Genomic DNA, 26,120 nt, shown 5'->3' with positions numbered 1-26,120 from the left:
CACCATGCCCTTGTCCCAACGCTGGACGCTGACCCGCTACCTGATCGAGGAACGCCGCCGTTTCCCCGGTGCCAGCGGCGACCTCAACGCGCTGATCCTCGACGTCTCGCTGGCCTGCAAGGCCATCGCGCGCATCGTCTCCTTCGGCGTGCTCGGCGATTCGCTGACGCCCCAGGTGACCGCCGTCGGGGGCGACGTCAACGTGCAGGGCGAGGTGCAGAAGCCGCTGGACGTGCTGTCCAACGAGATCTTCATCCGCATGAACGAGTGGAACGGGCATCTCGCGGGCATGGCGTCCGAGGAGATGGAGACGCCGCAGCAGATCCCGGCCGCCTTCCCTCGCGGCAAGTACCTGCTCACTTTCGATCCGCTGGACGGTTCCAGCAACATCGACGTCAACGTCTCGGTCGGCAGCATCTTCTCGATCCTGCGCGCGCCGCAGGCGGTCATCGACTCGGGCCGCGACGTCACCGTCGACGACTTCCTGCAGCCCGGCACCGAGCAGGTGGCCGCCGGCTACGCGATCTACGGCCCGGTGACGATGCTGGTGCTGACGGTCGGCAACGGCGTCGCCGGCTTCACGCTGAACCACAACCTCGGCGAGTTCGTGCTCACGCACCCGAACATCCGGGTGCCGGCCGACACCAGCGAGTTCGCGATCAACACCTCCAACAGCCGCTTCTGGGAGCCGCCGGTCAAGCGCTACGTCGACGAGTGCCTGGCCGGCAAGACCGGCCCGCGCGGGCGCGACTTCAACATGCGCTGGATCGCCAGCATGGTCGCCGAGGCGCACCGCATCCTGATGCGTGGCGGCGTCTTCATGTACCCGCGCGACACCAAGGACCCGGCCAAGCCCGGCCGCCTGCGCCTGCTGTACGAAGCCAACCCGATCGGCTTCGTGATGGAGCAGGCCGGCGGGCGCGCCTCCACCGGCCGCCAGCCGGTGCTGGGCGTCAAGCCGAGTTCGCTGCACCAGCGCATCGGCCTGGTGTTCGGCTCCAGGAACGAAGTGGAGCGCATTGAGCGCTACCACCACGAACCCGCCGAACGCGAACCCTGCAACCCGCTGTTCGCCGAACGCAGCCTGTTCCGAGACTGAAGAGAAAGACGACCATGTCCGAACGCCACCCCATCATCTCGATCACCGGATCGTCGGGTGCCGGCACCACCTCGGTGACGCGCACCTTCGCCAACATCTTCCGCCGCGAGAACATCAAGGCCGCGATCATCGAAGGCGACAGCTTCCACCGCTACGACCGCAACGAGATGCGGCTCAAGATGCTGGAAGCCGAGAAAGTCGGCAACAAGCACTTCAGCCACTTCGGCCCCGAGAACAACCTCTTCAGCGACCTCGAGCAGCTGTTCCGCAGCTACGGCGAGACCGGCACCGGCCGCAGCCGCAAGTACCTGCACGACCCGGTCGAGGCCGCGCCCTACGGCCAGGAGCCCGGCACCTTCACGCCCTGGGAGCAGATCGAGCCCGGCACCGACCTGATGTTCTACGAAGGCCTGCACGGCGCCGTCGTGACGCCCGAGGTCGACATCGCGCGCTACCCCGACCTGCTGATCGGTGTCGTCCCGGTGATCAACCTGGAGTGGATCCAGAAGCTCTACCGCGACAAGAACGTGCGCGGCTATTCCACCGAGGCGGTGACCGACACCATCCTGCGCCGCATGCCGGACTACGTGCACTACATCGTCCCGCAGTTCACGCACACCCACGTGAACTTCCAGCGTGTGCCAGTCGTCGACACCTCCAACCCCTTCGTCGCGCGCGACATCCCGCAGCCCGACGAGAGCCTGTGCGTGATCCGCTTCGCCAACCCGAAGGGCATCGACTTCCCCTACCTGCTGAACATGATCAACGACTCGTGGATGTCGCGTGCGAACACCATCGTCGTGCCCGGCGGCAAGATGGAGCTGGCGATGCAGCTGATCCTCACGCCGTTCATCTGGCGCATGATGGAACGGCGCCGCCGCGCGCTGGGGGCCCTGTGATGACGGCGCCCACCACCACCCGCCTGGCCGACGCGCTGCGTGTGCTGGCCGTCGACGCCGTCGAGGCCGCCAAGAGCGGCCACCCCGGCGCGCCGATGGGCATGGCCGAGATGGCCACCGTGCTGTGGACACGCCACCTGCGCCACGACCCGGCGGCGCCGCACTGGGCCGACCGCGACCGCTTCGTGCTCAGCAACGGCCACGCGTCGATGCTGATCTACGGCCTGCTGCACCTCACGGGCTACGAGCTGCCGCTGGACGAGCTCAAGCGCTTCCGCCAACTGCACAGCAAGACTGCCGGCCACCCCGAGGTCGGCATCACGCCGGGCGTCGAGACGACGACCGGGCCGCTGGGCCAGGGCCTGGCCAACGCCGTCGGCATGGCGCTGGCCGAGAAGCTGCTGGCCGCCGAATTCAACCGCCCCGGCCACACGCTCGTCGACCACCGCACCTGGGTCTTCCACGGCGACGGCTGCCTGATGGAAGGCATCAGCCACGAAGCCTGCTCGCTGGCCGGCACGCTGCGCCTGTCCAAGCTGGTCGCGCTGTACGACGACAACGGCATCTCGATCGACGGCCACGTCGACGGCTGGTTCACCGACGACACGCCGGCGCGTTTCCGCGCCTACGGCTGGCACGTCATCGGCCCGATCGACGGCCATGACGCCGCCGCGCTCGACGCCGCGATGGCCGAGGCGCGTGCCCAGGGCGACGCCGCCGACGGCAAGCCGACGCTGATCGTCTGCAAGACGACGATCGGCAAGGGTTCGCCGAACAAGGCCGGCGGCCACGACGTGCACGGCGCGCCGCTGGGCGCCGCCGAGGTCGCGGCGATGCGCCAGGCGCTGGACTGGCCCTGGGGCCCGTTCGAGATCCCCGACGAACTGCGTGCCGCCTGGGACCAGCGTGAACGCGGTGCCGCCGCGCACGCCGACTGGAACCAGCGCCTGGCCGCCTACCGCGCCGAGTACCCGGCCGAGGCCGCCGAGTTCGAGCGCCGCATGGCCGGCGTGCTGCCCGAGGATTACGCCGAACGTGCCGCCGAAGCGGTCGCGAAGCTCGCCGCCTCGGCCGGCACCGTCGCCACGCGCAAGGCCAGCCAGCTCGCGCTGGACGCGCTGGCGCCGCTGCTGCCCGAGATCTTCGGCGGCTCGGCCGACCTGACCGGCTCCAACCTGACCAACTTCAAGGGCTGCGTCGTCGCCGGCCGCGACCGCGCCGGCAACCACCTCAGCTGGGGCGTGCGCGAGTTCGGCATGGCCGCCGCGCTCAACGGCATGGCGCTGCACGGCGGCTTCATTCCCTACGGTGGCACCTTCCTGACCTTCAGCGACTACAGCCGCAACGCCGTGCGCATGGCGGCGCTGATGAAGCAGCGTGTGATCCACGTCTTCACGCACGACTCGATCGGCCTGGGCGAAGACGGCCCGACGCACCAGAGCGTCGAGCACGTGCCCTCGCTGCGCCTGATCCCGAACCTGGACGTCTGGCGCCCGGCCGACAGCGCCGAGACCGCCGTCGCCTGGGCCACCGCGCTGGAGCGCCACGACGGCCCGACGGCGCTGGCGCTGTCGCGCCAGAACCTGCCGCCGGTGGCCGACGCCGGCCGCCTGGACGACATCGCCCGCGGCGGCTACGTGCTGGCCGACGCCGAAGGCGCGCGCGCGGTGATCATCGGCACCGGCTCCGAGCTGCACCTGGCCTTGCAGGCGCAGGCGGCGCTGGCGGCCGAGGGCATTCCGGTGCGTGTGGTCTCGATGCCGAGCACCAGCGTCTTCGACCGTCAGGACGCGGCCTACGTCGACGCCGTGCTGCCGCCGGAACTGCCGACGGTCGCCGTCGAAGCCGCGCACCCGGACTTCTGGCGCAAGTACGTCGGCCGCCGCGGCGCGGTCGTCGGCATCGCCACCTTCGGCGAGTCGGCGCCGGCACCGGCGCTGTACCAACACTTCGGCATCACCGCCGAGCGTGTCGCCGAGGCCGTGCGCGGCCTCCTCGGCTGACCCTCCTCGCGAAGGAGAGCACGATGCTGCGCGCCCTGCTGATCGACCTCGACGGCACCCTCGTCGACACCGCGCCCGAGCTGGCGCTGGCGCTCAACGCCACGCTGCGCGCCTGGCAGCGCGAGCCGGTGGACGACGAGACGGTGCGCGGCTGGATCGGCGACGGCGCGCGGGCCCTCGTGCAGAAGGCCTTCGGCGGCCCGGTGCCGGAGGCCGTCTGGCAGCACTTCTCGCAGGTCTACGGCGAGGTCTGCGGCCAGCACAGCACGCTGTTCCCCGGCGCGCGCGAGCTGCTGCAGCGCCTGGCCGACGACGGCGTGCGGCTGGCGGTGCTGACCAACAAGGAGCAGGTCTTCGCGCACCGCCTGCTGGCGCGCCACGACATCGCCGATCTGGTCGAGCTGCTCGTCGCCGGCGACTCGCTGCCGGTGCGCAAGCCCGACCCGGCGGTCGCCGGCCACGCGCTGGCGGCGCTGGACGTCGGCCCCGAGGAGGCCGCGCTGCTGGGCGACTCGGTCACCGACGTGCGCACCGCCCGCGCCGCCGGGTTGCGCGCCTGGATCGTGCGCCACGGCTACCCGGCCGGCGAGTTCGCCGGTGACGACCATCCCGACGCCTTCGTCGGCTCGCTGGCCGAGTTCGATCCGCGTTCGCTGCATGGCGGCGAGGCCCGGCGCCCGATCCACTGATCCGTCCGGCGCCGGCCGCGGCGCCGTTTCCATTGCCCGACAACGTCACGGCCGTCCGTGACGCAGGAGTTGCCATGCCCCTCATCGCGCTGCGCCCGCTGCTCGACCATGCCGCCGAACACGACTACGGCGTGCCGGCCTTCAACGTCAACAACATGGAGCAGATCCAGGCGATCCTGCAGGCCGCCCAGGCCTGCGACGCGCCGGTGATCCTGCAGGCGAGCGCCGGGGCGCGCAAATACGCCGGCGAACCCTTTCTGCGCAAGCTGGTCGAGGCCGCCATCGAGCAGTACCCGGCGACGCCGATCTGCCTGCACCAGGACCACGGCGCCTCGCCGGCGGTCTGCGTGCAGGCCATCCGCTCGGGCTTCACCAGCGTGATGATGGACGGCTCGCTGCGCGAGGACCAGAAGACGCCGGCCTCCTACGACTACAACGTCGAGGTCACGCGCCGCGTCGTCGAGATCGCGCGTGCCGTCGGCGTCAGCGTCGAAGGCGAGCTCGGCTGCCTGGGTTCGCTGGAGACCGGCACCGCCGGCGAGGAAGACGGCGTCGGCGCCGAAGGCACGCTCGACCACGCCCAGTTGCTGACCGACCCCGAGCAGGCCGCCGACTTCGTCGCGCGCACCGGCGTCGACGCGCTGGCGATCGCCATCGGCACCAGCCACGGCGCCTACAAGTTCACCCGCCAGCCCACCGGCGACATCCTGGCCATCGACCGCATCGCCGCGATCCACGCGAAGATCCCGAACACCCATCTCGTGATGCACGGCAGCTCCAGCGTGCCGCAGGAGTGGCTGCAGATCATCCGCCAGCACGGCGGCAGCATCCGCGAGACCTACGGCGTGCCGGTCGAAGAAATCGTGCGCGGCATTCGCCATGGTGTGCGCAAGATCAACATCGACACCGACATCCGCCTCGCGATGACCGGGGCCATGAGAAAAGTCATGGCGGAAAAGCCGGAAGAGTTCGATCCTCGAGCGTTTTTGAAGGCTGCAACCGCGGCCGCGCGCGACATCTGCCGGGACCGCTTCGAGGCCTTCGGCTGCGCCGGGCAGGCCTCCCGGTTGGGTCGTGGGCGCGGCTGACGCGACTTGAGGAACCGACCATGACCTTGAAGGCCCTGCTCTGGGACGTCGACGGCACGCTGGCCGAAACCGAGGACCAGGGGCACCGGGTTGCCTTCAACCTGGCGTTCAAGGAAGCCGGCCTGCGCTGGCGCTGGGACAGCGAGCTCTACGGCGACCTGCTGAAGGTCACCGGCGGCAAGGAGCGGCTGATGGCCTGGCTGCAGCGCGTGGACCCGACGGCCGCCGCCGCGCCCGACGCGCCGGCCCGCATGGCCCGGCTGCACGAGCGCAAGACCGCGATCTACGTCGACCTGCTGACCCGCCGCGCGGTGGGCTTTCGCCCCGGCGTGGCGCGCCTGCTCGACGACGCCCAGGCCGCCGGCCTGCGCCAGGCGATCGCCACGACGACGACGCCGGCCAACGTCACCCAGCTGATCGACGTCACGCTGGGCGGCCGCGGGCACCGGCTGTTCGAGGTCGTCGGCGCCGGCGACGCGGTGCCGAAGAAGAAGCCGGCGCCGGACATCTACCGCTGGGTGCTGGAGCGCATGCGCCTGGCGCCGCACGAGTGCCTGGCGATCGAGGACTCGCGCATGGGCGTCGAGGCCGCGGTGGCCGCCGGCGTGCCGGTGCTGCTGGTGCGCAGCCGCTACACCGGCACGGCGACGATTCCCGGCACCGTCGGCGACCTGCCCAGCCTCGAAGGCGTGCGCCTGCAGCAGCTGCGCGACTGGCACGCCCAGGCCGTGCAGGGTAGCGCCGCGGCGGCCTGACGAGCGCGCGGCCGGACGTCGGCCGCGGCAAGCCCGTCGGCCGGGCCGTTCAGGCCCGCGCGAGCAGCATCAGCCCGGCGAGCGCGACACCGCCGGACAGCGTGCGCCAGACCACGGCCGGCAGCGCCAGCAGCCGCGGCGCGGCCGCCAGGCCCGCCGCGTGCAGCATCGCGGTGGCGGCCAGGAAACCCAGCGCGTAGCCGGCAAAACCACCGGCGTCGGGCAGTTCGGCGCCGTGCGCCAGGCCGTGCAGCGAGCCGGCGACGGCCACCAGCGCCAGCCCGGCGGCCGCCGGCAGGCGGCGCGCGAAGGCCAGCATCAGGCCCAGCACGGCGACGCTCGCCGCGATCGCCGGCTCGACCAGCGCATGGCCCCAGCCCGCGGCGCCGGCCACGGCGCCGGCCAGCAGTGCCAGCATGAACAGCGCCGGGCCGGCCAGGCGGCGCGTGCCGGTCAACGCGGCGGCCGACCACAGGCCGACGGCGACCATCGCCAGCAGGTGGTCCAGCCCCAGCGGATGCACCAGGCCGGCGAACAGGCTGGTCGTGCCGTGGCCGGTGTGGGCCATGGCCGGGGCGGCGGCCATGGCGGCGACGGCGGCCAGGAGGGTGGGCGTGCGCTTCATCGAATGTCCTTCTGGAATCGGTTCGGCCCTGACCGGGCCTTGACGGGGAATGCTGTCTCGGTCGCCTCTGCCGGGGGCTGCGCTGTGCAGTCGCGGCGGGGGCGGTCGGGCGCCGTCAGCGTAAGCAAGATTTCGACCGTGGGTCTTGCGCCGGGGGGCGTGTGCCTCGGCCGGGCACCGCATGACGGATGTTCAGCGCGCGGGGCCCAGGCGCGCGATCTGCGCATCGTGCAGGCGTGACAGCGACAGCAGCGCGGTGATGGCGCCGATCAGCGCCATGAACATGTCCGACTGCGTGTCCCACGGGTCGCCCTGGGTGCCGAGGAAGGCGTCGGCGTCCTGGCCGATGGCCAGTGCGACGCCCCATTCGATCAGCTCGTAGCTGGCGCTGATCGCCAGCACGATGCAGACGACGAGAAAGGCCAGCATGCGCCGGCCGCGCACGAAGCCGCCGCGCAGCAGGATCTCGCGTGCCGCGACGGCCGGCACGAAACCCTGCATGAAGTGGCCGATCTTGTCGTACGGGTTGCGCGACAGCTGCAGCCAGTCCTGGAGCTGGAAGCCCAGCGGCACCCGCGCGTAGGTGTAGGCGCCGCCGAGCATCAGCACCGCGCAGTGCACGAAGACCAGCGTGTAGAGCAGCGTCGTCAGCGGATGGCGCCGGTGGGTGGCGGCCAGCAGCGGCAGCACGACCATCACCGGCACCGTCTCCAGCACCCAGGTCTCGCGTTCGTAGGGCTGCCAGCCCGACCAGGCGAGCAGGGCGATCAGCACGAGGGCGGCGACGGCGAGGGCGGGGGTGCGGCGGTCGGGCATGGCCGCCGACTCTAGCGGCTCGCCGGGGCTGCGGGCACGTGCCCTGGCGCGCGACACCCGGCCGGGCTCAGTGCGCCAGCGCGGCGGCGCGGTTGCTCGCCCGCGTCTCGAGCTGCGGCACCTGGCTGAAATTGCCCTTCATCGCCTGGCGCATCGCCTGCAGCACCGCGTCACGGCTGCGCTGGCCGGCGCCGTCCTTCGTCGCCTTCACGAAGTGGTAGGTGAAGGCGCCGTTGTAGCGGCCGTCGAAGTACGCGTCGGCACTGGTCTGGTTGGCCTTGCAGCCGGTCCACAGCACGTGGTGTTCTCCGGGCTGCTCGGCGTCGCGGCCGAGCACGAAGCCGGTGGCGGCGCGCTGGCGCAGCGTGCCCTGGCGGCTGGGCGGCGCGACGAAACGCGGCCGCGGCGCGTGCAGCGAGAACTCGGCGCCGCGCAGCCCGGTGCCGCTGTGACAGGTGTCGAGGAAGACCTCCAGCTCGACGGCCGGCGGCAGCATGGCGAACAGGTCGTGCAGCTCGTCGTCGGTGATGATGTGCGCCGGGTCCCAGTCGCCGTCCTTCTCGGCCACGTCGTAGGGCACGAACGCCTCGTCGACGCCGTCGGGCTCGTCGCCGCTGGTGTCGGCGATCTGGGTGCCGTGCGAGGACCACGAGAAGACGATGCGGTCGAGCTTGCCGGCCCGGGCCTGGTCGGCCATCTTGTGCAGCCGGGCGAGGATCGCCGCCTTCGTCGCCTGCTTGTCCAGCAGCAGCGTGACCTCGCGCGGGCGCCAGCCCAGCGTGCCGGTCAGCAGCGCCGCCATGTCGCGGGCGTCGTTGACGCAGCCGTTGAGCTGGAATTGTGGGTAGCGCCGGAACTGGTTGATGCCGACGCACAGCGCGCGCTGGGCCATGGATCCCTCCATCGTTCACACCGAAAGAAGGGCAGGCTAGCGAGCGGCCACACGCGCGGCCCATCCCTAGCGGCGACAATAACGGGCTGACCCGAGGTTTCCGCCCATGAACCGTCTCCCGCTCGTTTCCCTGTCGAAGCCCATCGCCGCGATGGCTTTCGTCATCGTGCTGTCCAACGTGCTCGTGCAGTACCCGATCGGCGACTGGCTGACCTGGGGCGCGTTCAGCTATCCGCTGGTGTTCCTGGTCTGCGACCTGACCAACCGCGCGGTCGGCGTCACCGAGGCGCGTCGCGTGGCCTGGATCGGCTTCGCGATCGCGGTCGCGGTGTCGGCGGTGCTGGCGCCGTGGCGCATCGCCGTGGCCTCGGGCTGCGCCTTCATCTTCTCGCAGCTGATGGACATCGCGGTGTTCAACCGCTGGCGCCAGCAGAGCTGGTGGAAGGCGCCGCTGATCGGCTCGGTCGTCGCCTCGGTCGTCGACACCTCGGTGTTCTTCTTCCTCGCCTTCGCCGGCACCGACGTGCCCTGGATGCAGCTCGCCGCCGGCGACCTCGGCGTCAAGTGGCTGATGGCCGCGCTGCTGCTCGCGCCGTACCGCGCGATGCTGCCGCGCCTGCAAGCCTGGGTGCCGGTGCGCTGACCCTGCCGGCACGACGCCGGCCGACGAGCCGATGAACAAGGCCTTCACGAAGGAAACCGACGCCGCCGACGACGGCGACGACGATCTCCCCGGCCTGCCGCCGCTGCCGGCCGGCACGCGCAACTACATGACGCCGCAGGGCTGGCGCATGCTGCGCGAGGAGCTGATGACGCTGCTCGACGTCGAGCGGCCGAAGATCGTCGAGACCGTCTCCTGGGCCGCCAAGAACGGCGACCGCAGCGAGAACGGCGACTACCTCTACGGCAAGAAGCGGCTGCGAGAGATCGACCGCCGCATCCGCTTCCTGACCAAGCGCCTGGACATCGCCGAGGTCGCCGACCCGTCGGCGCACCACGGCAGCGACCAGGTCTTCTTCGGCGCCACCGTCACCTACGCCAATGCCAAGGGCGAGGAGCGCACGATCACGATCAAGGGCATCGACGAGGCCGACAACCTGAAGGGCGAGGTCAGCTGGGTGGCGCCGATCGCCCGCGCGCTCTTGAAGTCGCGCGAAGGCGACGAGGTGCAGCTGATGACGCCGGGCGGCCTGGAGACGATCGAGGTCGTCGAGGTGCGTTACCCGGCGCCGCCGGGTGCGACGCCTCAGGCCTGACCGGGCTTGTCGCGCCAGACGCGCAGCACCGCCGGCGCACGGCGCAGCGTGCGCAGCACCTCGGCCAGGTGCACGCGGTCGCGCACGCTGACCAGCAGGCGCAGCTCGGTGGTCTCGGCGGCCGGTTCCTGGTCCATGTCGAGGTGGGTGATGTCGGCTTCGGCCGCGGCCACCGCCGAGGCGATCTGCGCCAGCACGCCCTTGCCGTTGTGGACCAGCGCGACGACGGTCGTCGGGAAGGCCCGGGTCGGCTCCTCGGCCCACTCGACGCGCATCCAGCGTTCGCTGTCGCGCTCGAACAGCCGGCGGCCGACCTGGCACTCGCTGGTGTGCACGACCAGGCCTTCGCCGCGGCCCAGGTAGCCGGCGATCTGGTCGCCGGGGATCGGGCGGCAGCAGTGCGCCATCTGCACCGACGCGCCTTCGCTGCCGTCGACGAAGACCACGCCCTGCGTCGGCGAGCTGTCGTCGCTGGCGTAGCGGCCCATCGTCAGCATCACCGCGTCGGGGCGGATGCCGCGTTCGGCCAGCAGCCCGGCCAGGCGCTTGGCGACGATGGTCGCGATCTTCTTGCCCAGGCCGATGTCGTTGAGCAGCTCGTCGCGGCTGCGGTTGCCGCTCCAGCGCGTCAGCTGCTGCCAGATGGCGGCCGCGTCGGCATCGGCCGGGTCCGAAGACGGTGCCTGCAGGCCTTCGGCGCGCAGCGCCTGGCCGAGCAGCTTCTCGCCCAGCGCCTGCGACTCCTCGGACTCCGGGTTCTTCAGGTAGTGGCGGATCTTCGAGCGTGCACGCCCGGTGCGCACCATGTGCAGCCAGCCCGGGCTGGGGCGCGCGCCCGGCGCGGTGATGACCTCGACGACGTCGCCGCTGCGCAGTTCGGTGTGCAGCGCCACCGGCTCGCCGTTGACCTTGGCGGCGACGACGTGGTCGCCGACGTCGGAGTGGATCGCGTAGGCGAAGTCCACCGGCGTCGCGCCGCGCGGCAGCGCCAGGATCTTGCTGCGCGGCGTGAAGACGTAGACCGCGTCGGGGTAGAGGTCGATCTTGACGTGCTCGAGGAACTCCGCCGAGTCGCGCGTCTCGTCCTGGATGTCGATCAGGCTCTGCAGCCACAGCGCGCCCAGGCGCTGCGCCTCCTGCGAGTCGCCTTTGCCGCTGGTCTTGTAGATCCAGTGCGCGGCGATGCCGCGTTCGGCCACGGCGTGCATCTCGTCGGTGCGCACCTGGAACTCGACCGCCGTGCCCAGCGGGCTGACCAGCGTCGTGTGCAGCGACTGGTAGCCGTTGGCCTTGGGGATCGCGATGTAGTCCTTGAAGCGCCCCGGCACCGGCTTGTAGAGCTGGTGCAGCACGCCGATCGCCAGATAACACTCGGGCAGCGTCGCGACGACGATGCGAAAGCCGAAGATGTCGTTGACCTGGGCGAAGCCGGCGTGCTTCTCGCGCATCTTGCGGTAGATCGAGAACACCGTCTTCTCGCGCCCGGTGACCTCGACCTTCATCTTCTGCGCGCCGAAGGCCCGTTCGACGTCGCGCTGCACACGCTCGACGATGTCGCGGCGGTAGCCGCGTGCACGCTTGATCGCCTTGGCCAGCGCGCCGTGGCGCCAGGGGTGCAGGTACTGGAAGGACAGCTCCTGCAGCTCGCGGTAGGTCTGGTTCAGGCCCAGGCGGTGGGCGATCGGGGCGTAGATCTCCAGCGTCTCGCGGGCGATGCGCGAACGTTTGTTCGCCGCCATCGACTCCATCGTGCGCATGTTGTGCAGACGGTCGGCGAGCTTGACGAGGATGACGCGCACGTCGCGCGCCATCGCCAGCAGCATCTTGCGGAAGGACTCGGCCTGGCTCTCCTCGCGCGTGCTGAACTGCAGCTTGTCGAGCTTGGTGAGGCCGTCGACGAGGTCGGCCGTCGGGGCGCCGAAACGCTCGATCAGCTCGGTCTTCGTGACGCCCTGGTCCTCGATCGTGTCGTGCAGCAGTGCGGCCATCACGGCCTGCACGTCCAGACGCCAGTCGGCGCACAGCCCGGCGACGGCCAGCGGATGCGTGATGTAGGGCAGGCCGCTGGCGCGGAACTGGCCCAGGTGGGCCTCGTCGGCGAACTTGTAGGCCTCGCGGACGAGCTTGATGTCGCCCTTGGACAGGTAGCCGAGCTTCTCGGTCAGGCCCGCGAACGAGGCCGCCTCGGCGGGTGTCTGCTCGGGCGGTTCGGACGCGCGCGAACGCCCCTGCAGCGCGGCAGGCAGCAGCTCGGCAGCCAGAGAGCGGATCCCCATGCTGCGTAATCTAGCGTGGAATGTCGGGCACGGACGGCGCGGGGCCGCAAACGACGACGGGCGCCGCGAGGGCGCCCGTCAGGGATGCGAGGTGGTGGTCAGACCGGGACCTTGCGCAGCATCTCCAGGCCGACTTCGCCGGCGGCGATCTCGCGCAGCGCGGTCACGCCGGGCTTGTTCTTGGTCTCGATCTTCGGCGCGTGGCCCTGGCTCAGCATGCGCGCGCGGTACGTCGCCGCCAGCACGAGCTGAAAGCGGTTCGGGATCTTGTGCAGGCAGTCTTCGACGGTGATGCGGGCCATTGCGGAGTTCCTGGTGCGGTGGGTTCGATCAGAGCAGGTCGAGTGCCGCGAAGACCTGGGAGCGGTTGCGGCACTGCGTCACGTACTTGAGGCGCTGCGAGTGCACGACCGTCTTGAGGTCGAAGAGCGCCGTCTCGAACAACTGGTTGATTATAACGAAGTCGAAGTGGCGGGCCTGGGCCACCTCCTCGCGCGCGTTCTGCATGCGCACCTCGATGACCTCGTGGCCGTCCTCGCCGCGGCGCAGCAGGCGCTGGCGCAGTTCGTCCCAGCTCGGCGGCAGGATGAAGATCAGCACCGCGTAGGCGAAGAGCTTCTTGATCTGCAGCGCGCCCTGGTAGTCGATCTCGAGCACGACGTCCTCGCCGCGCATCAGGCGCTCCTCGATCGCCTTGCGCGAGGTGCCGTAGAGGTTGCCGTGCACCTGCGCCCACTCGAAGAAGTCGCCGCGCTCGATCATCGAGCGGAACTCGGGCTCGTCGACGAACCAGTACTCGCGCCCGTTCTGCTCCTGGCCGCGCGGCTTGCGCGTGGTGTGCGAGACCGACACCGACAGGTGCGAGTCGAGCTCGAGCAGGGCCTTGACGAGGCTGGATTTGCCGGCGCCACTGGGCGCGGCGACGACGAAGAGATTGCCGGGCGTTTCCATCGCCGGATTCTACCGGCGGCGCCCGGCGCGCCTCAGCGCAGCCGCAGCTCGCGCATCTTGCGGTACAGCGTGTTGCGGCTGATGCCCAGCCGCCGCGCGGCCTCCGACAGGTTGCCGGCGCAGGCTTCGATCACCTGGCGCACGGTGCGCTCGGACTGCGCGCGCAGGTCGACCGCGTCGGCCACCGGCGCTGGCGCGGCCGGGCGCTGGCGCAGGTCCTCCGCGAGGTCGTCGCTCAGGTGGCCCCAGCCGATCTCGTCCTCGTGTTCGTCGAGCAGCGCGCAGGCGGTGGCCAGCGCGTTGTGCAGCTGGCGCAGGTTGCCCGGCCAGCGGTGGCGCGCGAAGGCCTGCGCGACCTCGGGTGCCAGCCGCACGTCGCGTGCCGGCAGCAGCTCGCGCAGCATGCCGGCCACCAGCGCCGCCTGATCGCCGCGCTGGCGCAGCGGCGGCAACTGCAGCGCCAGGCCGTTGAGGCGGTAGTACAGGTCCTCGCGGAAGCGGCCGGCGTCGATCGCCTCGCGCAGGTTGCGGTGGGTGGCGCAGATCAGGCGGAAGTCCACCGCCTGCGGCCGCCCGCCGCCCAGCGGCACGACCTCGCGCTCCTGCAGCACGCGCAGCAGCCGCGTCTGCAGCGCCGCCGGCATGTCGCCGATCTCGTCGAGGAACAGCGTGCCGCCGTGGGCCTCGCGGATGCGCCCGGGGGCGCCGTCGCGCGCCGCGCCGGTGAAGGCGCCGGGGCGGTAGCCGAAGAGCTCGGCCTCGATCAGCGTCTCGGGCAGCGCGGCGCAGTTGACGGCGACGAAGGGCGCGTCGCGGCGCGCGCTGCTGCGGTGCACGGCGCGTGCGAACAGCTCCTTGCCGACGCCCGACTCGCCTTGCAGCAGCAGCGAGATCGGCTTGTCGAGCACGCGCCGGGCGCGGCCGATCGCGGCCTGCATCGCGTGGTCGCCGGTGTCCAGCTGGGCCAGCGCGTCGGCCACCGCCGGCGCCGCCGGGGCGACCGGCCGCACGCCCAGGCTGCGGCCGCCTTCGACCCGCAGCCACAGCACGCTGCCGTCGTCGCGACGCACGGCATGCGCGGCGCTGCCGCGGCTCCAGGCGGCCAGCGTCGCGATGTCCAGCGGCAGCACACGTTCCAGCGTCAGCGCGCCGACCGAACCCGGCGCCAGCCCGAGCATTGCCATCGCGACGCCGTTGGCGCCGACGATCCAGCCGTCCTCGGACACGGCGAGCAGCCCTTCGGTGACCGTGCCCAGGCCCTCGGGCTGGGCGTGCAGCCGCAGGCGCAGGCCGGCGGCGTGGCGGGTGTCGAACAGGCGGTGCTCGATGATGCGCGCCGCCGAGCGCACCAGCGCCAGCGTGTGGCGGTGGTAGCCGCGGTGGTCGCCGGAGATGTCGAGCACGCCCAGCAGCCGGCCGGCCGGATCGGCGATCGGTGCGGCGGTGCAGGTCAGGAAGGCGTTGCGCTCCAGGTAGTGCTCGCTGCCGTGCACGACGACCGGCGCGCCTTCGGCGATCGCCGTGCCGACGGCGTTGGTGCCGCGCCACTGCTCGTGCCAGCTGGCGCCGGGGCGCAGCGCGACCCGCTGGGCGCGGTCGACGAAGCCGGCGTCGCCCAGCGCGTGCAGCACCATGCCCTGGGCGTCGGCGAGGATGACCATGCTGTCGGTGTCGCGCGTCTGGTCGAAGAGGAACTCCATCGCCGGCCGCGCGTGGGCGACGAACTCGTGCTGCTGGTCCAGCGCCCGCGCGAGCTGCGCCGACGAGGCGTGCGGCGCGCCGGCGAAACGCCCGGTGGGCGCGAGGCCGAAGTCGCGGCTGCGGCGCCAACTGCGTGTCAGCGCGGGCTCGAAGGCGTCGTCGGCGAGCTCGCCGGTGTCGAAGAAGCGGCGCCGCGCTTCGCGCAGCCGGGCCGGCGGCGTGCGCGCGGCGAGCAGGGAACTGGGCATCGTCTCGTCTCCAGCGCGAGCCTCTGGCGGGCTCTCGTGTCGGGGCCGGCCCAGCCTAGCGCAAGCCTTCGCCGCCGCGATGCGGATCGACCCGGAGGCCGGCACGGACTGTCACGAGACGGGACAGCTGTCCCGCCACGATGCGCAGCCGACGCCGGTTTTGACGCGAAACACGCCGTGTTTTGCCGAAAGCCGGCGGTTCCGGCGCCGAACGCGGCTGGCACGCCCTCTGCTGTTGCGGCCCCCGCGCGTTCCGGTGCAAGGCTTCGTACCGGACGACGCCCCAAGACCCCAAGGAGACAACAGATGCTTTACGCACTGCCCAACACGCCGGGCGCCAAGGTCCAGTTCAAGGCCCAGTACGACAACTTCATCGGCGGCAAGTTCGTGCCGCCGGTCGAGGGCCAGTACTTCGACGTCGTGACGCCGATCACCGGCAAGCCCTACACGCGCGCCGCGCGTTCGGGCGCCGCCGACATCGAGCGTGCGCTCGACGCCGCGCACGCCGCAGCCGACGCCTGGGGCCGCACGCCGGCGGCCGACCGCTCGAACATCCTGCTGAGGATCGCCGACCGCATCGAGCAGAACCTCGAGCTGCTGGCCTATGCCGAGACGGTGGACAACGGCAAGCCGATGCGCGAGACGCTGGCCGCCGACGTGCCGCTGGCCGTCGACCACTTCCGCTACTTCGCCGGCTGCCTGCGCTCGCAGGAAGGCGCGATCAGCGAGATCGACGAGCACACCATCGCCTACCACTTCCACGAGCCGCTGGGCGTCGTCGGCCAAATCATCCCGTGGAACTTCCCGCTGCTGATGGCGGCCTGGAAGCTGGCGCCGGCGCTGGGCGCGGGCAACTGCGTGGTGCTGAAGCCCGCCGAGTCGACGCCGGTCAGCATCATGGTCTTCGCCGAGCTGATCGCCGACCTGCTGCCGCCGGGCGTTCTGAACATCGTCAACGGCTTCGGCCGCGAAGCCGGCATGCCGCTGGCGTCGAGCAAGCGCATCGCCAAGATCGCCTTCACCGGCAGCACCGCCACCGGCCGCGTCATCGCCCAGGCGGCGGCCGGCAACCTGATCCCGGCGACGCTGGAACTCGGCGGCAAGAGCCCGAACATCTTCTTCGAGGACGTGGCCGCCGCCGACGACGAGTTCTTCAACAAGGCGATCGAAGGCCTGGTGCTGTTCGCGTTCAACCAGGGCGAGGTCTGCACCTGCCCGTCGCGCGCGCTGATCCACGAGAAGATCTACGACAAGTTCATGGCGCGGGCGCTGGAGCGCGTGAAGCAGATCAAGCAGGGCAGCCCGCTGGACACCGAGACGATGATGGGCGCGCAGGCCTCGGCGATGCAGATGGACAAGATCCTCGGCTACCTCGAGATCGGCCGCCAGGAAGGCGCCGAGTGCCTGATCGGCGGCGGCCGGGCCGACCTCGGCGGCGAACTGTCGGGCGGCTACTACATCCAGCCGACGCTGTTCAAGGGCCACAACGGCATGCGCGTGTTCCGCGAGGAGATCTTCGGCCCGGTGCTGGCGGTGACGACCTTCAAGACCGAGCAGGAGGCGCTGGACATCGCCAACGACACGCCCTACGGCCTGGGCGCCGGCGTCTGGAGCCGCGACGGCACCGCCGCCTACCGCGCCGGCCGCGCGATCAAGGCCGGCCGCGTCTGGACCAACTGCTACCACGCCTACCCGGCGCACGCGACCTTCGGCGGCTACAAGGAGTCGGGCATCGGGCGCGAGACGCACAAGATGATGCTCGACCACTACCAGCAGACGAAGAACCTGCTGGTGAGCTACTCGCCGCACGCGCTGGGCTTCTTCTGAAGCGACGGCTGCGGCTGCGGGGGTCAGGTCTCGAGAGACCTGACCCCAAGGTCCCCGCGCTGGGCTTCTTCTGACGCAACGGCCGCGGCTGCGGGGGGCAGGTCTCGAGAGACCTGACCCCAAGGTCCGACGCGACTGCTGCGGCTGCGTGCGGCTGCGGGGGTCAGGTCTTGAGAGACCTGACCCCAAGGTACCCAAGGCCCTCAGACAGGCCGGCCGCGCGCTCCGTTGCGCGGCCTTTTCCGTGCTGTTCAGCGCAGTTCGAGCCGCAGCTGGACGGCGCGTGCACCCGCCACCTGCGGCGCGCCGAGCTGCGCCGAGCCGGCGCCGCGGCCGAGCAGGTAGCTGCGCACGGCGGCGGCGCGCTGCGCCGCCAGCGCCGCGTCGCCGCCGGCGTCACCCGGAGCGGCGAGCGCGAGCGTCATCTGCGGCTGGCGGCGCAGCGACTCGGCCAGCTTGTCGAGCACCGCCGCCAGCGGCGGCTTGACGCTGCGTTTGCCGGCGTCGAACGAGAACGCCAGCGGCACCTCCACCGCGACCGGCCCGCTGCCTTTCTGGGTGATGACGACCGGCGTGCCGTCGAACCAGCTCTGCAGCCACTGGCGCTCGACGACCAGCGCCGGTGTCGGCGGCATCGACGGCAGGCTGCGGCCGCGGGGCGGCTCGGGTGTCGGCGGCGTCGTCTGGCAGCCGGTGACGGCGAACACCGTGGCCAGCGCGGCGGCGGCAGCGAGGCCGCGGCGGCGGTGCGACGGCGGGCAGGGCTGGCGTGGCGTCATGCGGCAATTGTTCCGTGTGTCGTGCGCGGGTCCGTGTCCAGGCGTTCGATGCCCTCGCCGCGGCGCCGTGATCGCGCGGCGCGACTGCCGCCGCAGGGCCGTGCGGCGCGCGCTGGCGGCCGCCGGCCCGACTACACTCGCTCCCGCTCCGGGGTGCACGTATGGCGTGCTGAGATGGCGGACCTGACCGCCGGAACCGCGAACTTGATCTGGTTAGTACCAGCGTAAGAAGAGCTGCAGCGCCGAGGCGCGTGCGTCCGTCCCTTCAGGGCGGGCGTGCGCGCCGTTCAGTCGGCGCCGATGGCGGGGCATTCATCCAACCGAGACGGAGATTGCCCGATGAACGCCCCCGGCGACCTGCAGCAGCGGCTGTCCCTGAGCCGCGAACCCTTTCCCCAGTCCCGCAAGGTTTACGTGCCCGGCGCCTCGCCGGCGGTGCACGTGCCCATGCGCGAGATCACGCTGAGCAACGGCGAGACCGTCACGCTGTACGACACCTCGGGCCCCTACACCGACCCGGCGGTGGCGCTCGACGTGCGCCGCGGCCTGCCTTCGGTGCGCGGCGCCTGGCTGGACGAACGTGCCGACACCGTGGCCTACGACGGCCGCCCGCGCGCTGCGCAGGACGACGGCGGCCGCCCCGGTGACGCCGCCGATGCCCGCCTGGACGAACTGCGCCGTCAGGCCGCCGGCCTGCAGCGGCGGCCGCGCCGCGCCGCGGCCGGGGCCGGGGCCAGCGTGACGCAGATGCACTACGCCCGCCGCGGCATCGTCACGCCGGAGATGGAGTACGTCGCGCTGCGCGAGAACGGCCGCCGCGAGTGGATGCGCGAGTACCTCGGCGACGCCGCGCGCGAAGCCCGGTTGCGCGGCAACCCGCTGGGCGCCTGCATCCCCGAGACGATCACGCCCGAGTTCGTGCGCGACGAGGTGGCGCGCGGCCGCGCGGTGATCCCGGCCAATGTCAACCACCCCGAGCTCGAGCCGATGATCATCGGCCGCAACTTCCGCGTGAAGGTCAACGCCAACATCGGCAACTCGCCGGTGACGTCCTCGATCGAGGAGGAGGTCGAGAAGCTGGTCTGGGCGATCCGCTGGGGCGCCGACACGGTGATGGACCTGTCGACCGGCCGCCACATCCACACCACGCGCGACTGGATCGTGCGCAACTCGCCGGTGCCGGTGGGCACGGTGCCGATCTACCAGGCGCTGGAGAAGGTGGGCGGCGTCGCCGAGGACCTGAGCTGGCCGCTGCTGCGCGACACGCTGATCGAGCAGGCGGAGCAGGGCGTCGACTACTTCACCTTGCACGCCGGGCTGCGCCTGCCCTTCGTGCCGCTGACCGCCGGGCGGCGCACCGGCATCGTCTCGCGCGGCGGCTCGATCCTCGCCAAGTGGTGCGTCGCCCATCACCAGGAGAACTTCCTCTACACGCACTTCGAGGAGATCTGCGAAATCATGAAGGCCTACGACGTGGCCTTCTCGCTCGGCGACGGCCTGCGCCCGGGCTCGGCGGCCGACGCCAACGACGAGGCCCAGTTCGCCGAGCTGCGCACGCTGGGGGAGCTGACGCAGGTCGCGTGGCGGCACGAGGTGCAGACGATGATCGAAGGCCCGGGCCACGTGCCGATGCACCTGGTGCAGGCCAACATGGACGAGCAGCTGCGCCACTGCCACGAGGCGCCGTTCTACACGCTGGGGCCGCTGACGGTGGACATCGCGCCGGGCTACGACCACATCGCCAGCGCGATCGGCGCGGCGATGATCGGCTGGATGGGCACCGCGATGCTCTGCTACGTGACGCCCAAGGAGCACCTGGGCCTGCCCGACCGCGACGACGTGCGCCAGGGCATCGTCGCCTACCGCATCGCCGCGCACGCCGCCGACATCGCCAAGGGCCACCCCGGCGCACGCGCGCACGACGACGCGATGAGCAAGGCGCGCTTCGAGTTCCGCTGGCGCGACCAGTTCGCGCTGGGCCTGGACCCGCAGACCGCCGAGGCCTTCCACGACGAGACGCTGCCCAAGGACTCGTCCAAGGAGGCGCACTTCTGCTCGATGTGCGGGCCGCGCTTCTGCAGCATGAAGATCACGCGCGAGCTGCGCGAGTACGCGCAGGCCCGGGGCATCGGCGAAGACGAGGCGGTGCAGCGCGGCCTGGCCGACAAGAGCGCCGAGTTCAGGGCCGCCGGCGGCGGGTTCTACGTGCCGCTGGCAACACGTCGCGACGGGCCGCTTCCCGGTGATCCGGCCTGAGTAAAGTGGTCGGACCAATTGGCGGCAGAGTGATGTCGAATCCGGCGATTCACCCTGTGGTTACCGGTCGGGTACAGGAATACCCTGAGTCATCCGCTCGGGAAAATCCGCAGAATCCGCTCCGCTTCACACTGCCTTTCGTCAACTGGTCGGACCAATCCGGGCTCGATCTCGGTCGAAGGCGTGGTCGTGAAGTGTTGAAGTCAGCCTCGAAGAGCCAGCCGGCGTGACGGTCGCGAGACCCGTGCTGCGAGCCTCCTGGCGGCCCCGGCGCCCTGGTGGCGGGGCCGCCAGCGGCGACTGAAACCGCTCCGGGCCGCTCGCGGTCCTTTCCCGTTACCCCTGACCGCACGTCACACGGCCATGCAACCCATCTGGCAACAGAACTACGACCCCGCCGGCAACGTCTGGGTCTCGGCGCTCGTCGCGCTGATCCCGATCATCTTCTTCTTCCTCGCGCTGACGAAGCTGCGCCTGAAGGGCTACCAGGCCGGCACGATCACCGTCGGGCTGGCGCTCGGTGTCGCGCTGCTGTTCTACGACATGCCGGTCAGCGCCGCGCTGGCGTCGGCGGTCTACGGCTTCTTCTACGGGCTGTGGCCGATCGCCTGGATCATCGTGGCCGCGGTCTTCCTCTACAAGATCTCGGTGAAGACGGGGCACTTCGACGTCATCCGCTCGTCGATCCTGTCGGTGACGCCCGACCAGCGGCTGCAGCTGATCCTGGTGGGCTTCTGCTTCGGCGCCTTCCTCGAAGGCGCGGCGGGCTTCGGCGCGCCGGTGGCGATCACCGCGGCGCTGCTGGTCGGCCTGGGCTTCAAGCCGCTGTACGCCGCCGGCCTGTGCCTGATCGCCAACACCGCGCCGGTGGCTTTCGGCGCGATGGGCATCCCGATCATCGTCGCCGGCCAGGTGTCGGGCGTCGACGCCTTCGCGATCGGCCAGATGGCCGGCCGCCAGCTGCCGTTCATGACGATGATCGTGCTGTTCTGGCTGATGGCCATCATGGACGGCTGGCGCGGTGTCAAGGAGACCTGGCCGGCGGTGCTGGTCGGCGGCGGCTCGTTCGCCGTCGTGCAGTTCCTGACCGCCAACTACGTCGGCCCCGAGCTGCCGGACATCACCTCGGCGATCGTCTCGATGGTCGCGCTGACGGCCTTCCTGAAGGTCTGGCAGCCCAAGCGCATCTTCCGCTTCGAGCAGGACGACGCCGCCGGCCAGCCGGCCGCGGCGCCCAAGGCCGCGCAAACGCTGTCGCTGGGCAAGGTGATGATGGCCTGGTCGCCGTTCATCATCCTCACCGCGATGGTGACGGTGTGGAGCGTCAAGCCGTTCAAGGCGCTGTTCGCCGCCGGCGGGCCGCTGGCCTCCACCGTCATCAGCCTGCCGGTGCCGCTGCTGGACAAGCTGGTCGAGAAGATGCCGCCGGTGGTGACCGCGGCCACCCCGTACGGCGCGGTCTACAACTTCAACTGGCTGTCGGCCACCGGCACCGCGATCCTGCTGGCCGCGCTGCTGACCATCCTGTTCTCGCGCCTGTCGCCGGCCAAGGCCGCGGCCACGCTGGGCGAGACGCTGAAGGAGCTGGCGACGCCGATCTACTCGATCGGCATGGTGCTGGCGTTCGCCTTCATCGCCAACTACTCGGGCCTGTCGGCGACGCTGGCGCTGGCGCTGGCGCACACCGGCAGCGCGTTCACGTTCTTCTCGCCCTTCCTGGGCTGGATCGGCGTCTTCCTGACCGGCTCGGACACCTCGGCCAACGCCCTGTTCGCGGCGCTGCAGGCGACCACCGCGCAGCAGCTGGGCCTGCCCGAGGTGCTGACGGTGGCGGCCAACACCACCGGCGGCGTCACCGGCAAGATGATCTCGCCGCAGTCGATCGCCATCGCCTGCGCCGCCGTCGGCCTGGCTGGGCGCGAGTCGGACCTGTTCCGCTTCACCGTCAAGCACAGCCTGGTGTTCGCCGCGATCATCGGCGCGATGACGACGGTCCAGGCCTACCTGCTGCCGTGGATGATTCCGGGTCACTGAACTCCCGGACACCCCGATGCGACTGGTCGATCACGTCGTCGAGAAGCTGCTGGCGCTGGTGCAGGCGCGAGGCCTGCAACCCGGCCAGCGCCTGCCGGCCGAACGTGCGCTGGCCGCCGAGCTGGGGGTCTCGCGCAGCTCGCTGCGCGAGGCGATCCAGAAGCTCGTCAGCCAGGGCGTGCTGGCGGCGCGCCAGGGCGACGGCACCTACCTGCAGTCCACGGCCCAGGCCGAGTGGCTGCAGGAGGCCGTGGCGCCGCTGGTGAACCTGCTCGACACCGACCCCGGCTACCGCTTCGACGTCATCGAGACGCGCCACGCGCTGGAGACGGCCACCGCCGAGCTCGCGGCGCAGCGTGCCACCACCGCCGACAAGGACCGCATCCGCCGGGCCTTCGACGTGATGATCGAGCACCAGCAGAGCGGCCACGCCGAGCAGGCCGCGCGCTCCGACGCCCAGTTCCACCTCGCCATCGCCGAGGCCTCGCACAACCTGGTCTTGAAGCAGGTGATGCACGGCCTGTTCACCGTCGTGCTGTCGACGGTGACGCGCAACCGCGAGGACATGTTCCGCTTCAGCGCGCCCGAGACGCTGCGCCGGCTGACCGCCGAACACCAGGCGGTGATGCAGGCCATCGTCGACGGCGACGCGGCGCGTGCGCGCGCCAGCATGGTCGACCACCTCGAGCACGTGCGCCAGACGATCCAGCGCGAAGCCGAGGACCACGCCCGCCGCCAGCGGCTGCTGCGCCTGCCGCCCGACGCGGCGCCGCCGCTGCTGCAGCCCCACGATCTTCACTTGCCATGATCATTTCCTCCACCGCGGACTACCGCGAAGCCGCCCGCCGGCGGCTCCCGCCCTTCCTGTTCCACTACATCGACGGTGGCGCCTACGCCGAGCAGACGCTGCGCCGCAACGTCGACGACCTCGCCGGCGTCGCGCTGCGCCAGCGGGTGCTCAAGGACATGAGCCAGCTGGACACCAGCATCGAGCTCTTCGGCGAGAAGCTCTCCATCCCCGTGACGCTGGCCCCGGTCGGCCTCACCGGCATGTACGCGCGCCGCGGCGAGGTGCAGGCGGCCCGCGCCGCCGAAGCCCAGGGCATCCCGTTCACGATGTCCAGCGTCTCGGTCTGCGCGATCGAGGAGGTGGCGCCGAAGATCCAGCGCCCGATGTGGTTCCAGCTCTACGTGCTGAAGGACCGCGGCTTCATGCGCAACGCGCTCGAGCGCGCCCAGGCCGCCGGCTGCTCGGCGCTGGTGTTCACCGTCGACATGCCGGTGCCCGGCGCACGCTACCGCGACATGCACTCGGGCATGAGCGGCCCGAACGCGCCGCTGCGCCGCTACTGGCAGGGGCTGACGCACCCGCGCTGGGCCTGGGACGTGGGCCTGATGGGCAAGCCGCACGACCTGGGCAACATCTCCACCTACCGCGGCCAGCAGGTCGGGCTGCAGGACTACATGGGTTACCTGGGCGCCAACTTCGACCCGTCGATCTCGTGGAAGGACCTGGAGTGGATCCGCGAGTTCTGGCGCGGGCCGATGCTGATCAAGGGCATCCTCGACCCCGAGGACGCCAAGGACGCGGTGCGTTTCGGCGCCGACGGCATCATCGTCTCCAACCACGGCGGGCGGCAGCTCGACGGCGTGCTGTCCTCGGCGCGTGCGCTGCCGGCGATCGCCGACGCGGTGAAGGGCCAGATCAAGATCGTCGCCGACTCCGGCGTGCGCAACGGCCTGGACGTGGTGCGCATGCTGGCGCTGGGCGCCGACGCGACGATGATCGGCCGCGCCTACATCTACGCCCTGGCCGCCGCCGGCGAAGCCGGCGTGCGCCACCTGCTGGCGCTGATGGAGAAGGAGATGCGCGTGGCGATGACGCTGACCAGCGTCGCGCGTGTCGCCGACATCGGCCCCGACCTGCTGGTGCGCGAATGAACGCGCCGGACCCGAGCGGGGCCCCGGCCCCCGTGACCCCGCGCGAAGCCCTGCTGGCGCAGTTGCGCGCCGCCGTCGGCAGCCCCCACGTGCTGACCGACGACCAGGCCACGCGCCGTTTCCGCAAAGGCCACCGCACCGGCGAAGGCCCGGTGCTGGCCGTCGTGCGGCCGGGCAGCCTGCTGGAGCTGTGGCGCGTGCTGCAGGCTGTGGTGGCCGCCGGCCGCATCGTCATCATGCAGGCCGCCAACACGGGCCTCACCGGCGGCTCGACGCCCGACGGCACCGGCTACGACCGCGAGATCGTGCTCGTCAACACGATGCGCATCGCCGGCGTGCAGGTCATCGCCGGCGGCGAGCAGGTCGTCTGCCTGCCCGGCGCGACGCTGGACCAGCTCGAGCGCCAGCTGGCGCCGCTGGGCCGCGAGCCGCATTCGGTGATCGGCTCGTCGTGCATCGGCGCGTCGGTGCTGGGCGGCATCTGCAACAACTCCGGCGGCGCGCTGGTGCGCCGCGGCCCGGCCTACACCGAGCTGGCGCTGTATGCGCGTGTGGCCGACGATGGCCGCGTCGAGCTCGTCAACCACCTGGGCATCGCGCTCGGCGACACGCCCGAAGAGATCCTGACGCGGCTGGAGCGTGGCGAATACGGCGAGGCCGACATCGCCCGCGACAGCGGCCGTGCTGCGTCGGACCCGCGTTATGCCGAGCACGTGCGCGCCGTCGACGCCGACACGCCGGCACGTTTCAACGCCGACCCGTCGCGGCTGTTCGAGGCCTCGGGTTCGGCCGGCAAGCTGTGCCTGTTCGCGGTGCGGCTGGACACCTTCCCGAAGGAGGCCAGCACCGTCTTCTACGTCGGCACGAACGAGCCCGACGAGCTGACCTCCGTGCGCCGCCACCTGCTGACCGCGCTGCCGCGGCTGCCGATCGCCGGCGAATACATCCACCGCACGGCCTTCGACATCGGCGAGCGTTACGGCAAGGACACCTTCCTGCTGATCGACCGCTTCGGCACCGCGCGCGTGCCCAAGGCCTTCGCGCTGAAGAGCCGCATCGACGGCTTCTTCGAGCGTTTCGGCTGGCGCGGCGTGACCGACCGCGTGGTGCAGGCCATCACCGACCGGATGCCCAGCCATCTGCCGGCCCGCATGCGCGAGTGGCGCGAGCGTTACGAGCACCACCTGCTGATCCGCGTGTCCAACGACCAGGCCGAGGCGACACGCGAGTACCTGGCGCGCCAGTTCGAGGCCAGCGCCACCGGCGCCTGGTTCGAGTGCGACGCCGAGGAAGGGCGCAAGGCCTTCCTGCACCGCTTCGCGATCGCCGGTGCGGCGATCCGCTACCGCGAGGCGCACCGCGGCCGCGTCGGCGACATCGTCGCGCTGGACGTCGCGCTGCGCCGCAACGACCGCGCCTGGGTGGAGCAGCTGCCCGACGAGCTGGAGCGCGACATCGTGCACAAGCTCTACTACGGCCACTTCTTCTGCCACGTCTTCCACCAGGACTACATCGTCAAGCCGGGCGTCGACCCGCTGGCGATGGAGCACCGCATGTGGGAGCTGCTGGACGCGCGCCGCGCCGAGTACCCGGCCGAACACAACGTCGGCCACCTCTACGTCGCCAAGCCGGCGCTGGTGGACCACTACCGCCGGCTGGACCCGACCAACACCTTCAACCCCGGCATCGGCCACACGCCGCGCGGGCGCGGCTGGCAGGAGTGCTGCGACCGGCCGGCGCCGGTGTGGCCGAAGGCGTATTCGGAGGCGGTGGAGTAGGGCGCAAGGCGGCCGCGCCGCGGCCCGGGCACGCCGGATGCCCGGCCGCGCGCGCATGCCCTGCGGCCATGACCGCCCGTCGTCCGTCACGCTGGGGGCATGCCGCGCACGCCGAAGCCGCGGTGGGCTTCGTCCTGGCGCGCCATGTCGGCGACGCGCCGTTCTCGTTCTTCCAGCGGGCGTGGTCGTGGTGGAGGGCGCCCCCTC

Annotated in this window: 22 protein-coding genes and 1 riboswitch; of the genes, 14 read left to right on the top strand and 8 right to left on the bottom strand. The window is 71.3% G+C overall.

Translation table 11 applies throughout. The features are described from left to right. Positions 1-4 precede the first annotated feature (4 nt). The 6 genes from LOC65_RS16330 to LOC65_RS16305 all read left to right on the top strand — a co-directional run bounded on the left by LOC65_RS16330 (position 5) and on the right by LOC65_RS16305 (position 6,533). Entirely contained in the window at positions 5-1,099 is a 1,095-nt protein-coding gene (locus LOC65_RS16330; RefSeq protein WP_009858942.1) for a class 1 fructose-bisphosphatase, read from the top strand. Between the two features lie 14 nt (positions 1,100-1,113). Beyond that, entirely contained in the window at positions 1,114-1,998 is an 885-nt protein-coding gene (locus tag LOC65_RS16325) for a phosphoribulokinase (RefSeq protein WP_230248265.1), read from the top strand. Next, positions 1,998-4,001 (top strand): transketolase, encoded by a 2,004-nt coding sequence (gene tkt / locus LOC65_RS16320; RefSeq protein ID WP_230248264.1) that lies wholly within the window; start codon positions 1,998-2,000, stop codon positions 3,999-4,001. Before LOC65_RS16325 ends, tkt begins: the two co-directional genes overlap by 1 nt. Positions 4,002-4,024: 23 nt before the next feature. After that, positions 4,025-4,690, top strand: coding sequence for an HAD-IA family hydrolase (locus LOC65_RS16315; protein ID WP_164961988.1), 666 nt, complete (start codon positions 4,025-4,027; stop codon positions 4,688-4,690). A gap of 74 nt (positions 4,691-4,764) precedes the next feature. Further along, entirely contained in the window at positions 4,765-5,778 is a 1,014-nt protein-coding gene (gene fba, locus LOC65_RS16310) for a class II fructose-bisphosphate aldolase (protein ID WP_230248263.1), read from the top strand. Between the two features lie 20 nt (positions 5,779-5,798). Further along, entirely contained in the window at positions 5,799-6,533 is a 735-nt protein-coding gene (locus LOC65_RS16305) for an HAD-IA family hydrolase (protein ID WP_009858937.1), read from the top strand. 49 nt (positions 6,534-6,582) lie between these two features. On the opposite strand, the gene LOC65_RS16300 is transcribed toward LOC65_RS16305, so the two are convergent. The 3 genes from LOC65_RS16300 to LOC65_RS16290 form a co-directional block, all read right to left on the bottom strand. Next, complete coding sequence (locus LOC65_RS16300) at positions 6,583-7,158, bottom strand: HupE/UreJ family protein (RefSeq protein WP_230248262.1); 576 nt, start codon at positions 7,156-7,158, stop codon at positions 6,583-6,585. 192 nt (positions 7,159-7,350) lie between these two features. Beyond that, a complete protein-coding gene (locus LOC65_RS16295; RefSeq protein ID WP_230248261.1) occupies positions 7,351-7,974 on the bottom strand; it encodes a DUF2238 domain-containing protein in 624 nt (207 codons plus the stop codon). Positions 7,975-8,041: 67 nt separating this feature from the next. Beyond that, positions 8,042-8,866 carry a caspase family protein gene (locus LOC65_RS16290; protein ID WP_230248260.1) on the bottom strand — a complete coding sequence of 275 codons (825 nt, stop codon included), beginning with the start codon at positions 8,864-8,866 and terminating at the stop codon, positions 8,042-8,044. 106 nt (positions 8,867-8,972) lie between these two features. Between LOC65_RS16290 and LOC65_RS16285 the strand changes: the two genes are divergently transcribed. After that, entirely contained in the window at positions 8,973-9,509 is a 537-nt protein-coding gene (locus tag LOC65_RS16285; RefSeq protein WP_009858933.1) for a VUT family protein, read from the top strand. Between the two features lie 31 nt (positions 9,510-9,540). Further along, positions 9,541-10,122 carry a transcription elongation factor GreB gene (greB, locus tag LOC65_RS16280; RefSeq protein ID WP_009858932.1) on the top strand — a complete coding sequence of 194 codons (582 nt, stop codon included), beginning with the start codon at positions 9,541-9,543 and terminating at the stop codon, positions 10,120-10,122. Here the strand turns inward: greB and LOC65_RS16275 are convergent. From LOC65_RS16275 to LOC65_RS16260, 4 genes are all read right to left on the bottom strand, one after another. Then, positions 10,113-12,398 carry a bifunctional (p)ppGpp synthetase/guanosine-3',5'-bis(diphosphate) 3'-pyrophosphohydrolase gene (locus LOC65_RS16275; RefSeq protein ID WP_230248259.1) on the bottom strand — a complete coding sequence of 762 codons (2,286 nt, stop codon included), beginning with the start codon at positions 12,396-12,398 and terminating at the stop codon, positions 10,113-10,115. The genes greB and LOC65_RS16275 overlap by 10 nt on opposite strands. Before the next feature lie 98 nt (positions 12,399-12,496). Beyond that, the gene (rpoZ, locus tag LOC65_RS16270; protein ID WP_009858930.1) at positions 12,497-12,700 is read right to left on the bottom strand and encodes a DNA-directed RNA polymerase subunit omega; all 204 of its coding nucleotides are present in this window, start codon (positions 12,698-12,700) and stop codon (positions 12,497-12,499) included. Positions 12,701-12,728: 28 nt separating this feature from the next. Then, positions 12,729-13,349: a guanylate kinase gene (gene gmk, locus LOC65_RS16265; protein ID WP_164961991.1), complete on the bottom strand. Its 621-nt coding sequence runs from the start codon at positions 13,347-13,349 to the stop codon at positions 12,729-12,731. A 32-nt stretch (positions 13,350-13,381) separates the two neighbouring features. Next, positions 13,382-15,298 carry a sigma-54-dependent Fis family transcriptional regulator gene (locus tag LOC65_RS16260; protein ID WP_230248258.1) on the bottom strand — a complete coding sequence of 639 codons (1,917 nt, stop codon included), beginning with the start codon at positions 15,296-15,298 and terminating at the stop codon, positions 13,382-13,384. 306 nt (positions 15,299-15,604) lie between these two features. Between LOC65_RS16260 and LOC65_RS16255 the strand changes: the two genes are divergently transcribed. Continuing rightward, the gene (locus tag LOC65_RS16255; RefSeq protein WP_009858927.1) at positions 15,605-17,125 is read left to right on the top strand and encodes an aldehyde dehydrogenase family protein; all 1,521 of its coding nucleotides are present in this window, start codon (positions 15,605-15,607) and stop codon (positions 17,123-17,125) included. Between the two features lie 251 nt (positions 17,126-17,376). Here the strand turns inward: LOC65_RS16255 and LOC65_RS16250 are convergent, their stop codons facing one another. Beyond that, positions 17,377-17,904 carry a hypothetical protein gene (locus LOC65_RS16250; protein WP_230248257.1) on the bottom strand — a complete coding sequence of 176 codons (528 nt, stop codon included), beginning with the start codon at positions 17,902-17,904 and terminating at the stop codon, positions 17,377-17,379. A gap of 139 nt (positions 17,905-18,043) precedes the next feature. Then, positions 18,044-18,152, top strand: a riboswitch (TPP riboswitch). 91 nt (positions 18,153-18,243) lie between these two features. Between LOC65_RS16250 and thiC the strand changes: the two genes are divergently transcribed. The 5 genes from thiC to dld all read left to right on the top strand — a co-directional run bounded on the left by thiC (position 18,244) and on the right by dld (position 25,913). After that, positions 18,244-20,160 carry a phosphomethylpyrimidine synthase ThiC gene (gene thiC / locus LOC65_RS16245; protein ID WP_230248256.1) on the top strand — a complete coding sequence of 639 codons (1,917 nt, stop codon included), beginning with the start codon at positions 18,244-18,246 and terminating at the stop codon, positions 20,158-20,160. Positions 20,161-20,523: 363 nt separating this feature from the next. Beyond that, positions 20,524-22,194 (top strand): L-lactate permease, encoded by a 1,671-nt coding sequence (gene lldP / locus LOC65_RS16240; RefSeq protein ID WP_009858924.1) that lies wholly within the window; start codon positions 20,524-20,526, stop codon positions 22,192-22,194. Between the two features lie 16 nt (positions 22,195-22,210). After that, positions 22,211-23,002 (top strand): transcriptional regulator LldR, encoded by a 792-nt coding sequence (gene lldR, locus LOC65_RS16235; RefSeq protein WP_230248255.1) that lies wholly within the window; start codon positions 22,211-22,213, stop codon positions 23,000-23,002. Then, positions 22,999-24,135: an FMN-dependent L-lactate dehydrogenase LldD gene (lldD, locus tag LOC65_RS16230; protein ID WP_009858922.1), complete on the top strand. Its 1,137-nt coding sequence runs from the start codon at positions 22,999-23,001 to the stop codon at positions 24,133-24,135. Before lldR ends, lldD begins: the two co-directional genes overlap by 4 nt. Continuing rightward, the gene (gene dld, locus LOC65_RS16225; RefSeq protein ID WP_230269194.1) at positions 24,132-25,913 is read left to right on the top strand and encodes a D-lactate dehydrogenase; all 1,782 of its coding nucleotides are present in this window, start codon (positions 24,132-24,134) and stop codon (positions 25,911-25,913) included. The genes lldD and dld overlap by 4 nt, the downstream gene beginning before the upstream one ends. Positions 25,914-26,120 lie beyond the last annotated feature (207 nt).

The organism is Rubrivivax sp. JA1055, from assembly GCF_020966565.1.
GTDB classification, from domain to species: domain Bacteria; phylum Pseudomonadota; class Gammaproteobacteria; order Burkholderiales; family Burkholderiaceae_C; genus Rubrivivax; species Rubrivivax benzoatilyticus.
This window is presented reverse-complemented; position numbering and strand designations above follow the sequence as displayed.

Coding starts and splice junctions, on each gene's coding strand:
- fba (WP_230248263.1), top strand. CDS start 4,765: ATGCCCCTCATCGCGCTGCGCCCGCTGCTCGACCATGCCGCCGAACAC.
- lldR (WP_230248255.1), top strand. CDS start 22,211: ATGCGACTGGTCGATCACGTCGTCGAGAAGCTGCTGGCGCTGGTGCAG.
- LOC65_RS16255 (WP_009858927.1), top strand. CDS start 15,605: ATGCTTTACGCACTGCCCAACACGCCGGGCGCCAAGGTCCAGTTCAAG.
- LOC65_RS16290 (WP_230248260.1), bottom strand. CDS start 8,866: ATGGCCCAGCGCGCGCTGTGCGTCGGCATCAACCAGTTCCGGCGCTAC.
- LOC65_RS16260 (WP_230248258.1), bottom strand. CDS start 15,298: ATGCCCAGTTCCCTGCTCGCCGCGCGCACGCCGCCGGCCCGGCTGCGC.
- LOC65_RS16295 (WP_230248261.1), bottom strand. CDS start 7,974: ATGCCCGACCGCCGCACCCCCGCCCTCGCCGTCGCCGCCCTCGTGCTG.
- LOC65_RS16285 (WP_009858933.1), top strand. CDS start 8,973: ATGAACCGTCTCCCGCTCGTTTCCCTGTCGAAGCCCATCGCCGCGATG.
- LOC65_RS16300 (WP_230248262.1), bottom strand. CDS start 7,158: ATGAAGCGCACGCCCACCCTCCTGGCCGCCGTCGCCGCCATGGCCGCC.
- dld (WP_230269194.1), top strand. CDS start 24,132: ATGAACGCGCCGGACCCGAGCGGGGCCCCGGCCCCCGTGACCCCGCGC.
- LOC65_RS16250 (WP_230248257.1), bottom strand. CDS start 17,904: ATGACGCCACGCCAGCCCTGCCCGCCGTCGCACCGCCGCCGCGGCCTC.
- lldP (WP_009858924.1), top strand. CDS start 20,524: ATGCAACCCATCTGGCAACAGAACTACGACCCCGCCGGCAACGTCTGG.
- LOC65_RS16325 (WP_230248265.1), top strand. CDS start 1,114: ATGTCCGAACGCCACCCCATCATCTCGATCACCGGATCGTCGGGTGCC.
- rpoZ (WP_009858930.1), bottom strand. CDS start 12,700: ATGGCCCGCATCACCGTCGAAGACTGCCTGCACAAGATCCCGAACCGC.
- LOC65_RS16305 (WP_009858937.1), top strand. CDS start 5,799: ATGACCTTGAAGGCCCTGCTCTGGGACGTCGACGGCACGCTGGCCGAA.
- tkt (WP_230248264.1), top strand. CDS start 1,998: ATGACGGCGCCCACCACCACCCGCCTGGCCGACGCGCTGCGTGTGCTG.
- gmk (WP_164961991.1), bottom strand. CDS start 13,349: ATGGAAACGCCCGGCAATCTCTTCGTCGTCGCCGCGCCCAGTGGCGCC.
- thiC (WP_230248256.1), top strand. CDS start 18,244: ATGAACGCCCCCGGCGACCTGCAGCAGCGGCTGTCCCTGAGCCGCGAA.
- LOC65_RS16315 (WP_164961988.1), top strand. CDS start 4,025: ATGCTGCGCGCCCTGCTGATCGACCTCGACGGCACCCTCGTCGACACC.
- LOC65_RS16275 (WP_230248259.1), bottom strand. CDS start 12,398: ATGGGGATCCGCTCTCTGGCTGCCGAGCTGCTGCCTGCCGCGCTGCAG.
- lldD (WP_009858922.1), top strand. CDS start 22,999: ATGATCATTTCCTCCACCGCGGACTACCGCGAAGCCGCCCGCCGGCGG.
- greB (WP_009858932.1), top strand. CDS start 9,541: ATGAACAAGGCCTTCACGAAGGAAACCGACGCCGCCGACGACGGCGAC.
- LOC65_RS16330 (WP_009858942.1), top strand. CDS start 5: ATGCCCTTGTCCCAACGCTGGACGCTGACCCGCTACCTGATCGAGGAA.